Annotated in this window: 11 protein-coding genes and 4 pseudogenes; 5 read left to right on the top strand and 10 right to left on the bottom strand. The window is 62.6% G+C overall.

The window, feature by feature from the left end:
- Positions 1 to 557 precede the first annotated feature (557 nt).
- From GXN78_RS30250 to GXN78_RS30240, 3 genes and pseudogenes are all read right to left on the bottom strand, one after another.
- Positions 558 to 884 (bottom strand): annotated as a pseudogene (locus tag GXN78_RS30250) (hypothetical protein); the annotation flags it as partial.
- Between the two features lie 140 nt (positions 885 to 1,024).
- Positions 1,025 to 1,168, bottom strand: a pseudogene (locus GXN78_RS30245) (chloride channel protein); the annotation flags it as partial.
- Entirely contained in the window at positions 1,169 to 1,840 is a 672-nt protein-coding gene (locus GXN78_RS30240; RefSeq protein ID WP_164255901.1) for a TetR/AcrR family transcriptional regulator, read from the bottom strand.
- Positions 1,841 to 2,084: 244 nt separating this feature from the next.
- On the opposite strand from GXN78_RS30240, the gene GXN78_RS30235 reads away from it, so the two are divergent.
- The 5 genes from GXN78_RS30235 (at position 2,085) to GXN78_RS30215 (ending at position 8,454) form a co-directional block, all read left to right on the top strand.
- On the top strand, positions 2,085 to 2,915 hold the full coding sequence (locus tag GXN78_RS30235) for a tripartite tricarboxylate transporter substrate binding protein (RefSeq protein ID WP_164255899.1): 831 nt from the start codon (positions 2,085 to 2,087) through the stop codon (positions 2,913 to 2,915).
- Between the two features lie 136 nt (positions 2,916 to 3,051).
- Entirely contained in the window at positions 3,052 to 3,975 is a 924-nt protein-coding gene (locus GXN78_RS30230) for an NAD(P)-dependent oxidoreductase (protein WP_106560055.1), read from the top strand.
- Positions 3,976 to 3,982: 7 nt separating this feature from the next.
- Complete coding sequence (locus tag GXN78_RS30225; RefSeq protein WP_106560075.1) at positions 3,983 to 5,428, top strand: aldehyde dehydrogenase family protein; 1,446 nt, start codon at positions 3,983 to 3,985, stop codon at positions 5,426 to 5,428.
- Between the two features lie 57 nt (positions 5,429 to 5,485).
- Positions 5,486 to 7,675, top strand: a complete 2,190-nt coding sequence (locus GXN78_RS30220) for an arylsulfatase (RefSeq protein WP_164255897.1) — start codon at positions 5,486 to 5,488, stop codon at positions 7,673 to 7,675.
- 83 nt (positions 7,676 to 7,758) lie between these two features.
- A complete protein-coding gene (locus GXN78_RS30215) occupies positions 7,759 to 8,454 on the top strand; it encodes a DUF1028 domain-containing protein (protein ID WP_106560057.1) in 696 nt (231 codons plus the stop codon).
- A 117-nt stretch (positions 8,455 to 8,571) separates the two neighbouring features.
- On the opposite strand, the gene GXN78_RS30210 is transcribed toward GXN78_RS30215, so the two are convergent.
- From GXN78_RS30210 to GXN78_RS30180, 7 genes and pseudogenes are all read right to left on the bottom strand, one after another.
- Positions 8,572 to 8,832 carry a hypothetical protein gene (locus GXN78_RS30210; protein ID WP_106560058.1) on the bottom strand — a complete coding sequence of 87 codons (261 nt, stop codon included), beginning with the start codon at positions 8,830 to 8,832 and terminating at the stop codon, positions 8,572 to 8,574.
- Positions 8,833 to 8,979: 147 nt separating this feature from the next.
- The gene (locus GXN78_RS30205) at positions 8,980 to 9,450 is read right to left on the bottom strand and encodes a DM13 domain-containing protein (RefSeq protein ID WP_106560059.1); all 471 of its coding nucleotides are present in this window, start codon (positions 9,448 to 9,450) and stop codon (positions 8,980 to 8,982) included.
- A 12-nt stretch (positions 9,451 to 9,462) separates the two neighbouring features.
- On the bottom strand, positions 9,463 to 10,197 hold the full coding sequence (gene msrA / locus GXN78_RS30200; RefSeq protein WP_106560060.1) for a peptide-methionine (S)-S-oxide reductase MsrA: 735 nt from the start codon (positions 10,195 to 10,197) through the stop codon (positions 9,463 to 9,465).
- Positions 10,194 to 10,883 (bottom strand): annotated as a pseudogene (locus GXN78_RS30195) (redoxin domain-containing protein); the annotation flags it as partial. The pseudogene GXN78_RS30195 and the gene msrA, both read right to left, overlap by 4 nt.
- Before the next feature lie 43 nt (positions 10,884 to 10,926).
- Positions 10,927 to 11,156 (bottom strand): annotated as a pseudogene (locus GXN78_RS30190) (pentapeptide MXKDX repeat protein).
- Positions 11,157 to 11,580: 424 nt separating this feature from the next.
- Positions 11,581 to 12,405, bottom strand: a complete 825-nt coding sequence (locus GXN78_RS30185; RefSeq protein WP_106560063.1) for an NAD-dependent protein deacetylase — start codon at positions 12,403 to 12,405, stop codon at positions 11,581 to 11,583.
- A 59-nt stretch (positions 12,406 to 12,464) separates the two neighbouring features.
- Positions 12,465 to 12,917, bottom strand: coding sequence for a hypothetical protein (locus GXN78_RS30180; RefSeq protein ID WP_106560064.1), 453 nt, complete (start codon positions 12,915 to 12,917; stop codon positions 12,465 to 12,467).
- Positions 12,918 to 13,145: the final 228 nt, after the last annotated feature.

Genomic DNA, 13,145 nt, shown 5'->3' with positions numbered 1-13,145 from the left:
CCGAAGAGAGCGGTCGCTGCGCGGCAAGCCGCTTCGGGCTACGCCCTACGCGCCTTGCCGCGCAGCGAGTGAAAGAAGACTTACACCACTTCCTGGGACATCAACCGAATGTCACGTGTTCAAGGCAGATCAGGCGTAGCCCGAGTGCGCCCCCCGGCTCCTGCGCTTCTGCGCACGCGGCGGCGCGTCGCAGGCTCCGGGCCGCCGCGCGCCTGGCCCCTGGCCCCTGCTCAGTGAACCCACGCTGTCGCCGGCTCGGAATCAGTCGAGGCCAAGAACTCCACCCCGCCTTCCAACATCGCATCCCTTCTGAACCTTGCGAAATGGCTCGCGCCAGCGGTGATTGGCGAGGCCCGGAAGTCAGTACGGCCGCAGCGCCTTCCAGCGGGGCTGGCTGGGCGGTGAAAGCTGCTGCGGCCGGCCATTCCAAGGCCAACAAGCCTGATTCCGAAAAGGCTCGAGGCCAGTGCGTCCAGTTCATCTCAGGAGGGGACTCAAAAGCCCCCGCACGAGCGGCGTGCCGGTTCGTTTCCGGCCCCCCGGGCATTCAGCACGTCTCAGTACCGATAGTCCCGGTCACCGCGGTCATCCCAGTCGCGTTGGTGATGGCGATGGCGCCAGCGCTCGCCTCGCCAGTAGCCCGGGGCTGGCTGCACGTCGTACACGGGCGCCGGACGGTAGTCGACCGGCGGCGGCGGGCGGTAGTACGCGCGCGGTGCCGGCTCGTAGTACACGGGCGCCGGCGCCGAGTAGACCGGCGCGGGTTGGTAGTACTGCACGGGGCCCGGTTCGGCAACGCCAATGGCAACGCCCGGCAAGTCGATGCCAACAGACCAGCTCGCGCCGGCATTGGCAGAGGCCGCGGCGAAGAGGGCACTGGCTGCGAAAGGAACGCATGTTCGAGCTGTATCCCAAGTTCTTCAGCTATCTGGGCGACCGCAACCGCATCATCGAGCGGCGGCTGGACAGGCCGGAGGTGCTGGATTTCTCCAGCCTGCTGCGCAAGCACCCCATCGTCGGTATCGATGATCAAGGCCGTGTGCGGTGCCTGGGTGACGGCGGCGAGAAAGCCGGCCATGCCCATCGCGATCAATGCTGGGCCGAGCCCGGGATTGGCGAGCTGGGCAAAGGCGTTGCCGATGCAGGCACCGATCGACAATGCAGGCGCTCATTTGGCGGTGAGGTAGGCGTGCGTCAATCTAAGCAGCTCCTTCTCGATATTCTTATTCCCAAGGCTCAGCGGGCCTGGGTCGTTGAGTACGACGTGCACCAGCACACCGGCCAGCGCCTGATAGGCAAAAAGAATACGAAACTGTCGCTCTGCGACGGGAATCCCGTCCATGTAAGGGGTCAACAAGAGTACCAACATCGAACGGTAACGGTCGCCAGACTCCTTGATGACCTTCCACATGCCCTCTCTGCTGTGTTGAAGCGATGCGCGCATTACGCCTAGGTTGCTGCGGAAGTTATCGACAGTCTCATGCACAATGTCTTCGCAAAGCATCTCCAGGGATGACTGGCCAGGAGGGTGGCGTGCGATGAACGCCCGAATCGACTGCTCCGTCCGCATGGTCTGGACACGTTGCATGGTGACAAAAAAATCGCCTTTACTTTCAAATCGCCTGTAGAAGGCACCGACAGTCGTTCCTGCTTCCTCACAGAGTTCGTCGATCGAAAGCTCCTCTAGCGACATCTCTCTCAGCATCTGTCGTCCTGCACCGATCAGAGCAGCAGCAGTTTTGACACTCCTGGCTTGTTTCGTAGGAAGCATCTCCGGCAGGCGTCCTTCCGCCGCCCACGTAGTGATGCTCTCTAGCACGCCGAACTCTTCAGTTTTCATAGAGAAACGATCACGACTCATTGACAAGGCAAAAAATGAGAATGAGAATACCTATTCCGGTTTCAGAAGCTGGACACCGCCATCTGCTGCAAGCACGTCTGGAGGTCATATGCTGGGACGACGAAGTTTTCTTCTCCTCGCTGCGGGAGCTGGTCCATACAGTCTCGCCAGAGCCGAGATTTGGCCATCTCGGCCGATTCGAATAGTACTCAACTTCCCGGCTGGGGGGCCAGGTGACGTTGTGTTGCGCTACCTCGCGCAGCAGATGAGTGCATCCCTGGGGCAGCAGATCGTCGTTGAGAACAGAAGCGGGGGGGCGGGTGCCGTCGGAATCCTCGCGGCCTCCAACGCTGCGCCCGACGGGTACACGTTTCTGTTCACCACGACGACCGGGCTTGTGCAGGTTCCTCTGATCACAAAGGATCCCAGCTTCGACCCGGCGCGATCTGTCGTGCCTGTGGCTGGTGTGGGGAACACCCCGATCGCACTGATCGCCCATCGCAGCCTCCCGGCAAACGATTTTCCCAGCTTTCTCGATTGGGCTCGAACGCAAGAAGCGGGGGTCTACATTGGCGGGGGCGGCCCCATCCTCGAGATTGCTACTGCAGTCTTGGCCCGCGAGGCTCGCGTCAAGCTGGTCTACGTTCCCTATCGCGGCACTGCGCCAGTTCTCCAAGCTGCCCTTGGCGGAGAAGTAAGGATCTTCTTCAGCACACCATCGGGAGCAATTAACGATTACATCAAAGCGGGCAAGCTCAAAGTCCTGGCTGTGACGTCGGCAGAGCCATCAAATTTGGTACCTGGCGCAGAGCATATCGCGAAGTACGTCCCGGGATATGTGCAAGAGATCAACTTCGCGCTGTTCGCGCCACGTGGAACACCCGCGGAGGCAACTGGCAAGGTCGGGCAAGCACTCAATGAAGCTCTGGGTGCACCAGGAACACCGGAGCGATTTCTCAACTTCGGATTGAATGTACGGCCCACGAGCGCCTCAGAGCTAGCGAACATTGTGGCGCGCGACGCGGAAGCCATTCGTAAGACATTGGAGACGACGCCGGTGAAGTTCGGAGAGTAGGCCTCCTCAACTGCGCGTGCTCGCGTGCACTTTGTTCGCGGCCACGGTCAACCGCGGACTTGCTTGCGCCGCATCACGCGGCGCGCTAGTGGATTCCATTTCTACAAACACATTGCACTCATGGGACTTGCAATTCATGGAACGTTCACCTGACATATCCGTAGGCATTGTGGGGATAGGCCTGATGGGCCGGGGAATAGCTCGCAATATTGCCAAACACGGTCATGCGCTTGTTGTCCTGGAACATTCTGGCAACCAGCCCATGGAAGACCTGTTGCAGGCGGGCGCCATTGCAGAGATTCAGGCGAGCGCGTTGGCGGCGAAGAGTGACTTGGTCATCCTCTGCGTGAGCGGCAGCCCGGAAGTGGAGGCGGTCCTCACCGGTCCAAATGGTGTTCTAGAAGGCGTTCGTCGCGGCACCATTGTTGTCGACTGCTCTACGACGATCCCATCTTCTACGGAGCGCATGGCGTCCCTGGTGCACGCCGCTGGGGGGCTGTTCCTCGATGCTCCCATGACCCGGACATCGCAGCACGCTGAGGAAGGGCGACTGAATCTACTGGTAGGCGGGGACGCCGAGGTACTTGACCGCGCGATGCCCGTGCTGCGCTGCTTCGCGGAGAACATCGTTCATGTTGGCCCCGTTGGCGCTGGTCACCGGCTCAAGCTGCTGCACAACTTCATGTCGCTGGGGAGCGCGGCCCTCCTATCAGAAGCTGCCGCCTGCGCGGCGAGCAGCGGAATCCAGCGCGAGCTATTTGTCGACGTCCTGGCAACCGGCGGCGGCGCAGGGGTCACATTGGACCGACTGAAGCCTTACATCCTTTCCGGGAGTAGTGCGGGGCTGCAGTTTTCCATGGGCAACGCCTTGAAGGACCTGAACTACTACGTGCAGATGGCCACCGATGCGGGAGCGGTGTGCCGCATCGGCGATGCAGTCGCTCAAACCTTGGGCGCCGCAGTACAAACGGGCGGCCACCGCGCCGACGTTCCAGAATTGGTCTCGCTACTGGCAGATGCTGGCCGCCAGCCGCGAAAGCATCGCCATCGTTCCGGGTGAAGGTCTAATCATGAAGAAGCACTTTATCTCGAACACGTGGGTGGCCAGTCAGGCGGCAACCATTCCAGTCATCGACCCGAGCACCGGCCTCAACATAGGCGAGATCGCTCGCGGCGAACAACAAGACGTGGATGCAGCCGTGGCAGCAGCGCGTGCGGCGATCGGAGGCACCTTCGACGGCCCGTGGGGGTGTTTGAGCGCCGTCCAACGCAGTCAGCTGCTTTATCGCTTCTTTGCTGCCATCTCCGAACGTGCCGAAGAACTCGCCGCAATAGAGGCCGTCGATACCGGGAAATCGCTGAAGACCGCACGTGCGGATGCGGTGGCACTGGCCCGGTACTTCGAATACTACGCCGGCGCCTGCGACAAGCTACAGGGACAGACCTTGCCGTACGAAGTCGGCTACCTGGTGATGACGATTCGCGAGCCGCACGGCGTCACGGCCCACGTCGTTCCATGGAACTATCCCATGCAGATCTTCGGACGCACGGTCGGTGCCTCATTGGCGGCTGGCAATGCCTGCGTGGTGAAGCCGGCGGAGGATGCGAGTCTATCCCTGCTGCGGCTGGCGGAGCTCGCAGCCGAAGTGGGATTTCCCCCGGGCGCCCTCAATGTGGTCACAGGCTACGGCCACGAGGTCGGTGCATGGCTGTGCGCCCACCCGGGGATAGATCACATCTCCCTCACAGGTTCGACTGCTACTGGACGCCTTGTGGCCGAGGCCGCGGCCAAGCATCAATGCCCCGTGACGCTGGAACTTGGCGGCAAGTCGCCGCAGATCGTGTTTGATGACGCGGACCTCGATGCCGCGCTGCCTGTCATTGTCAATTCCATCGTCCAGAATGCCGGCCAAACCTGCTCGGCGGGCAGCCGGCTGCTCGTGCAACGAGGGGTATACGAAACGCTGTTGGACGCCTTGGCGCACAGATTCCGAGCCTTGCGATCGGGCCCTCCCGCATTGGAGCTGGATATGGGGCCACTGGTGAATCGCAAACAGTATGACCAGGTCAAGTCGATTCTGCTTCGCGCCGAGACGGATGGAATGCGCGTCATGGCACGTGGCGAAGTGCACCCCGAAGCCGCCTCTGGCGGCTTCTACCAGGAAGCTGTGCTCCTGCGGGACGTGCCGCACGAGCACGGCATCGCGCAACACGAGATTTTCGGGCCGGTGCTTGCAGCCATGCCGTTCGACGACGAAGCCGACGCAATCCGCCTTGCCAACGGAACCGACTACGGTTTGGTCGCCGGAGTCTGGACCAGTGATGGTGCCCGACAGCTTCGCATCGCGCGCAAACTGCGTTGCGGGCAAGTCTTCATCAACAACTATGGCGCAGGCGGAGGCGTGGAACTACCCTTTGGTGGCGTCAAGTCCAGTGGCTACGGGCGAGAGAAGGGATTTGAAGCTCTACTGGGCTTCACTGTGCTCAAAACCATCGCGGTCAAGCACGGGTGACCTGAGCGACCTGTGATCCGCAATCGATGCAATGTGCCATTCGCGAGAAGACTAGACGTGAACCTCCACAACACATGGCCGAAACGGCCGACGGCCAAAGGCTCTCCCAACGTGCTCCTCTTTCTGACCGACGACGTCGGCTTCGGGGCATGCAGTACTTTCGGCGGTCCCATACAAACCCCGAATCTGGACGCGCTTGCGGGCAGCGGAGTTCGCTTTTCGCAGTTCCACACGACCGCTATGTGTTCGCCGACCCGTGCCGCGTTGCTGACGGGCCGCAACTCGCACCGGGTTGGGATGGGGCGAGTGACGGCGCGCCCTTCCTACTATGACGGCTATACCAGCGTGATCCCCAGAACCGCCGGAACCATAGCCGACATCCTTCGGGCGAGTGGCTATCACACCGCCATGTTCGGAAAGGGACATATCACACCTGAGTGGGAAATGAGCGCGCTCGGCCCGTTCGATCGGTGGCCGACGGGGCTGGGTTTTGATTACTTCTATGGATTTCTGGGCTTCGACACGAATATGTGGGCCCCGGATCTCGTAGAGAACACTACATACATCGATGACAAGCACGCCGGCAAGCATTTCGACGAAACGCTGGCAGATTGCGCCATTCAATGGATCTTCGATCAGAAGGCGACTGCGCCGGAAGAGCCGTTCTTCATCTACTACGCGAGCGGAACGGCGCATTCGCCGCATCATGCACCCGAGGCTTGGCTACAGAAGTACCGCGGCCGCTTCGATCTTGGGTGGGATGAACTGCGTCGAGAGACTTTCGAGCGGCAGAAGCGGCTGAAATTGCTCCCGCAAGACACCGTGCTAACTGAGCGGCCGGACAACCTCCCAGCATGGACGACATTGTCCCCGACCCAGAAGCTTCTGGCGTCACGACTGATGGAAGCGTACGCGGCAGCGCTCGACCATTGCGATCATCACGTTGGTCGAATTCTCGCGTCATTGAAGGAACTCGGTGAGCTCGACAACACCTTTGTACTGTTCATCCAGGGTGACAATGGTGGCAGTGCGGAAGGGGGATTCAACGGCTTGCTGTTCGAGCAATCCTGGGCGAATGGCTTCGACGAAGCTTTTGAGGACCAACTGAAGCAGATCCATGAGATCGGGGGGCCCAAGGCGTACAACCACTTTCCCGCAGCGTGGGGGTGGGCGATCAACGCGCCTTTCAAGTACTACAAGCAGGTTGCCTCCCATTTTGGTGGAACACGCAACGGCCTGGTCATGTCGTGGCCGGGAGTCATCGCCGATCATGGATCGGTACGAGCCCAGTTCCACCACGTTGTCGACGTTCTTCCAACCATTCTCGAAGCTGCAGGAGTGGAGGCCCCCAACAGCATCAACGGGATCCTGCAAGATTCTATCGACGGGACCAGCATGCTGTACGCTGCACGAAGCGCTGAAGCCCCGCCGGCACGCATTACACAAGTTTTCGAATCCATGCAGAACGTGGGGGTGTACCACGACGGATGGATGGCGTGCTCGACCCCTGAAAACGATCCTTGGGAAGGCTTTGCGAGTCGCAAGACGACCGAGCTTGATGACAAGTCGTGGGAGCTATATTACCTTTCGTCCGATTTCAGCCAGGCGATCGATCTTGCATCCCGGGAGCCTGAGAGGCTGGAGCAGATGAAGAGACTCTTTGGGTCTCTCGCGGCATCCAACAACATTCTGCCGATCCATTCCCCAGCGTTGGGCGCTGAAGGAAAGCCCAGCCTGGGCTCAGCGCGACGGTCGTTTAGCTTTCGGCGCAGGATCAGGCGTCTTCACAACGATGCCGCCCCGCATACCGTCGGTCGCTCTTTCACCATCAACTGCAAGGTCGTCGTGGGTCCGAACGGGGGAAACGGGGTGATCGCCTGCCATGGCAGCTCCGTTTGCGGCTACAGCTTCTATCTGAAGGACAGCATCCCAGTTTTCTACTACAACGCAATCTCTCCGTGCACGTGCCGAGTGGCGGCCACCCAAAGGCTGAACGTCGGCGAATCCACGATCACTGCACGCTTGACGATGGAGCGGAATGCTCCTGGCGCCGCTGCGAAGATCACGATTGAGGTCAATGGTGCAGTGGTCGCCGAGGGGCGAGTGGCTCGGACTCTGCGGACTTTCTTGAATCAAAACGGCTTCAACGTGGGCGGTGATAGCGTCAGCGCGACGTCGCCCGAATACAAGTTGGAAGAGAGCGAATTCGACGGCGAACTGGGTGTCCTGACGTTTGACCTCGCGTAGTCTGCACCTCGATCGGAAACCTGCATGCCCAAGTTTTCCAGAGCAGATCGTGGTGGAACTCATTTCATTGCTGGAGAAGAAGTATGACCTTTGCGATTGTCGCCCGAGACAAGGCCACCGGCCAGATTGGTGTAGCCAAGACCACCAGAACCCTTGCCGCGGGGGGGCTGGATCTCTACCGCCACGTGCCCAAGCTAGGACTGTGCCTAGGGATCAGCACAGTCGGCCGGTGTCACAAAGTAGGGGCGGTCATGATTTCCAATGGCCTTGGCGCCGAGTTTGCGATGCAGACGATGGTGCGGTCAGATGAACACATCGCATATCGTCAGCTCGCCGCCATTGACGCCGAGGGACGCGTCAGCGCCTTTACCGGTGCGAGCTGCTTTCCCTACGCCGGCCACATCACTGGCGATGGATTCGTTGTTCTCGGCAACGTATTGGTCGGCCCCGAAACCACCAAGGGAATGGAACAAGCCTATCTCAAAAGCGAAGGCCAGCCATTCGCCAGCCGCCTTCTGGCCTGTCTGGAAGGCGGCCGCGACGCCGGCGGCCAGCACGGTGGGCAGCGATCGGCCGATATTGCGGTGTTCGGAGATCGCGAAGGTGCACTGCTGGATCTGCGCATCGACATTAGTCCCGAACCGGTGGGCGCGCTCGTCGAGCTCTACGAGCAGTTCGCGCCCCTGGTCCCGTACTATGAGTTGCACCGGCTGGCACCGAACGGGCTTCCCCGTGCGGATGACTGGCTCAAACAACAAGGCCTCGCAAAAATTGACTAGCACGAGCACCATCAAGCGCAGAAGGTGATAAGACCGTGCCCCCCGTCGTTCCCCCCGGTTCGTCCAAGCCTATAGCCCCGTATTCGCTTGGAATCGGGGGCTCGCGTGGATGGATCATCAAGCAGGCCCTGGCGGCACGGTCCCTGGCCAACTCGGATTCCAGCGCCAGGCCGCTTGCCTGGCCTGGTCCACCTCGGCCAACATCCGCTTCTCCTGGCCTGCATGCCGGTCCTCGGCCTGACGCAGATCCTGATCGCGCGCGGCCATTGCCTCGGCGTGCTCTCGGCGCATCCGCTCCTGAGTTTCCCCCGCCTGGGAGAGGAGGGCGGTCAGGCGCTTGATGTCGTCATCCAGGAAAGGATCCAGAGGGGTGTGCACTGCAGCAAATCTTCAGTTGCCGGACATTCTCGTCCCAAGGGCGTCACGGGCCCGATCCGCTAGGCCTACCTTGCTGCACCCACACCCCCAGGAGATGGATGCTCGCCTAGATGCTCTCCACTTACCGCGCGACCTCTAACAACGCCATCATCGGTACTGAGCCGCGGTGATGAACTGGCCGAACGATTCACACCAGACGATGACCGTGTTGTAGGCCGTCGGATCGGCCGATGCCGGCATCGGCACGATGAAGTTCTCGAAGGTTTTCACGTCGCCCACGCGCAGCATCTTCGGCTTCAGCCGCAGGAAGTCGGCCTCGGTCTGGACGAACTCCGGCGCGAGGTAGAGCTTGTAGTCGGGCCCAGGCGCAACACTGCCTTGCAGTGACACCGCGCTGCGGCTCACAGCCACCGTGCCTTCACCCCAGTGAAGGGCATCGCTGCCTGTCAAGTCGCGCCTGAATCGGCCGGTGAACTGCGCTTGTGCGGCCAGTGCAGTGACCTCGGCCTGGGCGGGTGCGCGCGGCGCCGTGAGGATGGGCAAGGCATAGATGCCCGCGCCGAAGCCCAGGGCCGCCACGACCGCGTGCGAGACGATAAGAAGGATAAACTTCTTCACGCGTCGATTGCGCTACTGCAAGGTGCCGGTGGCACCCACCAGCACAGGCTCGGCGCGATAGCGGTCGGGGAACACGCGTTTCAGGTTGCCGACTTTGGGCAAGTCGTTGATCACGATGTAGGGCTGCCGCGGGTTGCGCGTCATGTAGTCCTGGTGATACGCCTCCGCCGGGTAGAAAGCCTTCGTCGGCTCGACGGTGGTGGCGATCGACCTGCCGAACACCTTGGCCTTGTCAAGCTGCGCAATGTAGGTCTTAGCCACCCTTGCCTGGTCGGCATTCACCGGAAAAATCGCCGAGCGGTACTGGGTGCCGCTGTCCGGCCCCTGGCGGTTCAGCTCAGTCGGGTTGTGCGCCACGGAAAAGTAGATCTGTAGCAGTAGTCCATAGCTGATCTGCCGCGGATCGTAGGTGATGCGAACGGCCTCCGCGTGGCCGGTCCGTCCCGAGCCGATCGCGCCGTACTTCGCCGTGGCTGCATCGCCGCCGGCATAGCCCGACACGGCGCTGGTCACGCCCTTCACGTGCTGGAAGACACCCTGCACGCCCCAGAAGCAGCCGCCGGCGATCACGGCCGTCTCCGATGCCGCGCCTGGCGCGGCGGCCAGATCCTCCGCCGGCGCCGGAATGACCACGGCCGCCTCCGCTGCGAGCGAGGGCATGGCATGCCACACCGCCGCGCCGCCGAGGAGCGCGAGCGCGGCAATTGCGAGACGTCGCGGCGAACCGGGGTTCGATGGATTCTTCATATCGGCCTTGCTTCCTTGCGTGCTTCTTCCAGGAGTTGCTGGATCACCTGCTCCGATTCTTCGTACTCGCCTTCGCCCAAGTGATGAAAGCGGATGCGGCCCTTGGCGTCGACGAAGTAGTGCGCCGGCCAGCAGTTGTTGCCAAAGGCGCGCCAGATGGTGTAGTTGTTGTCGATCGCCACCGGAAAAGCGACCTCGAGCCTGTGCACTGCGCGCTTCACATTGTTGATGCTTTTCTCGAAGGCGAACTCGGGTGAATGCACGCCGACCACGACCAGGTGCTGGTCTTTGTACTTGCGGTGCCAGTCGCGCACGTGAGGCAGCGCATTCAGGCAGTTGATGCACGAGTAGGTCCAGAAGTCGACCAGCACCACCTTGCCGCGCAGCGCCTCGGCCGTAAGCGGGGGCGAACTGAGCCATTCGACGGCGCCGGTGAGCGGAGGCATCGCCCCCTCGATCGGAAGCGTTGGGAGCCGAGCGCCGGCGGCATTGGCCTGGACGGTCATGAAGCCGCTTCGCACGGGCGCCGCCGCGCGCAGCGGAGCAGCCGGCGCGTTCTCCATGGGAGGGGGGCGAGGTCGCTGGAACAGGCTCTTCTCGACCGACGCGCCGCCGCTCCCCGACGACAGCCGCGCGAGCAGGACGGTGTCGACTCCGAGCGCGACCGCCGTGACGCCGGTCAGGAGGGTGAACAGGATCACGATTGATCTCCGCCGGCGCGCGTGGCCGCTACTTCTTCATCTCGTCCTTCTTCATGGCGTCCTTGGCCATCGAATCCTTCGTCATGCCGTCCTTGGCCATCCCGTCCTTCTTCATGCCGCCTTTCGCCATGCTGTCTTTCTTCATACCGTCCTTGGCCATCGAGTCCTTGGCCTTACCATCCTTCTTCATCTCGCCTGCGGCGAGACGGAGCCGACGGCCATCCAGGTGGCCAACAGGGTTGCGGTGAGCTTGTTCATTTCTGTGTCCTCTAGGGTCAGGTTTCAAATGGCATGGTTCAAGCGAACGCGGCCGCGCGTTTCAACAACGCCGAGTCCGCCATGGGGACTCAGCTACCGCCAAACCAGTTGTAGCCCTGGTCTTCCCAGCAGCCGCCAGGGTCCTTTATCTGTATGCGGACCCAGGTGCTCACTGCCGCATCCGCAGACAGTGGATCTGGATGGTTTTCTCACAGGGAAAGTGTTGTCCCGAACAGGTGCGCCAACGGTGAGCAGCAGGCGCCGGACAGGACGCCGGGGCCGCAATACGTAGGGGCTTGATGCGAGTGGAGAGCCCCCTTCATTCGGTCATCTTGAAAAGCCCAATGCACGACAACCACTTATCGATGTGAACCATGCCGCACCAGTGGCAGCGGTCGCCACGTCGATCGCTGAGCCTTGACGCTCATGCTACCAGTTGCTCGACCAGGGCCGTCAATGCCTCGCCCACCGGCTGCGCGACCTTCAAAGCCAACAGATCGTCGGCACGCGTGCGTCCGAGGTTGACCGCCGCCACCGGCTTGCCCGCAGCCACGGCCGCCTGCACGAACCGGAAGCCCGAATACACCATCAGCGACGAGCCGGCGACCAACACGGCATCGGCTTCACTCAGCGCCGCATAGGCGGCTTGCACGCGCTCGCGCGGCACGCTCTCGCCGAAGAACACCACGTCGGGCTTGAGCATGCCGCCGCAGATCGGACAGGCCGGCACGTCGAAGCTGGCGAAATCCCGGTCTTCGACGTCAGCATCGCCGTCCGGCGCGGCGCGGGCTTCCAGTGCGGCCCAGGCGGGGTTGCGCGCACGCAGCGACTGCTGCATTACGGCACGCGGCGTGCGCGTCTCGCAGCCGAGGCAGCGCACGGTGTCGATGCGGCCGTGCAGGTCGATGGTCTGGCGGCTGCCGGCGGCGTCGTGCAGCCCGTCGACGTTCTGCGTGAGCAGCAGTCCCACGCGGCCCGAGGCCTCGAGGCGGGCCAGCGCGCGGTGCGAGGCACCAGGCTGGGCTGTCGCCATGGTCGGCCAGCCGACGAGGCTGCGTGCCCAGTAGCGGCGGCGCGTGAGCTCGTCGCCGGTGAAAGCTTGGAGGGTGACCGGCGACGGCCGCTTCCAGTCGCCGTTGACGTCGCGGTAGTCGGGGATGCCCGAGTCGGTGCTGCAGCCGGCGCCGGTCAGCACGAAGAGGCGGGGATGGCGCGCGGCGAAGTCGGCGAGCGAGGTGGAGGCGTCCATGGCAAGCGAGCATACGGCGGCCGGCGTCGCCGCGCAGGCGGCGGGGCTCTCCGCGATGTTCAGCGGAACTGCTTGCGCAGCAAGGGCTTGTGCCTGGCGATGTGCGCGAGCTGAGCCTCGGCAAGGAGGCCGCCCAGATCCACGCCGTCGCCGTTCAGCACCTCGTTGGCGTGCACCAGCGCACGGGCCACCACCTCGTCCTCGCTCACGCCGAGCTGCGCAGCGAGGTCGAGCGCCACGCGCTTCATCGCGCGCTGCGACAGCATCCACATGGCGCCGAAGGCGTCCCACGCAGCGGCCGATTCCTTGAAGCGTTCGCGGTCCGCCAGAATCTCGTTGAGCGGCTTGGCCAGCAACTCGTTGACCGCGTCGAGTTGCTCGGCCAGCACCGCGTGCTGCGCCTTCGCGTCGCGCAGCGCGTCGGCCGCGCTATCCGCCGGCGGCGGCACCGGCGCGGCAAAGCTGCCGTCCGCGTTCGCCGTGGGGATCTGGAGCGTGTCGGTCAGGGACATGGCGTTGCCTTTCGTCGGCGGCGTGTTGGGGTTCAAGCGCCAGTGGCGCGCGGCAGGCGTTGCGTGCTTTGACGACACCGAAGAGTGTAGTGACCGCGCCGCACGGAACCGCGCCGCACTCGTCGTTGTGCCTCACTTCGGCAACAGCACCTTGTCGACCACGTGGAGAATGCCGTCCGACTGGGGTCACGTCGGCAACGGTCACGGTGGCTGTGCCACCCCTCGTTT

It is taken from the genome of Variovorax sp. WS11 (assembly GCF_010499245.1).
GTDB lineage: Bacteria > Pseudomonadota > Gammaproteobacteria > Burkholderiales > Burkholderiaceae_C > Variovorax.
This window is presented reverse-complemented; position numbering and strand designations above follow the sequence as displayed.

Excerpts from the sequence above, each read along its gene's own strand:
- GXN78_RS30185 (WP_106560063.1), bottom strand. The coding sequence starts at position 12,405 with ATGGACGCCTCCACCTCGCTCGCCGACTTCGCCGCGCGCCATCCCCGC.
- GXN78_RS30230 (WP_106560055.1), top strand. The coding sequence starts at position 3,052 with ATGGAACGTTCACCTGACATATCCGTAGGCATTGTGGGGATAGGCCTG.
- msrA (WP_106560060.1), bottom strand. The coding sequence starts at position 10,197 with ATGAAGAATCCATCGAACCCCGGTTCGCCGCGACGTCTCGCAATTGCC.
- GXN78_RS30215 (WP_106560057.1), top strand. The coding sequence starts at position 7,759 with ATGACCTTTGCGATTGTCGCCCGAGACAAGGCCACCGGCCAGATTGGT.
- GXN78_RS30240 (WP_164255901.1), bottom strand. The coding sequence starts at position 1,840 with ATGAAAACTGAAGAGTTCGGCGTGCTAGAGAGCATCACTACGTGGGCG.
- GXN78_RS30180 (WP_106560064.1), bottom strand. The coding sequence starts at position 12,917 with ATGTCCCTGACCGACACGCTCCAGATCCCCACGGCGAACGCGGACGGC.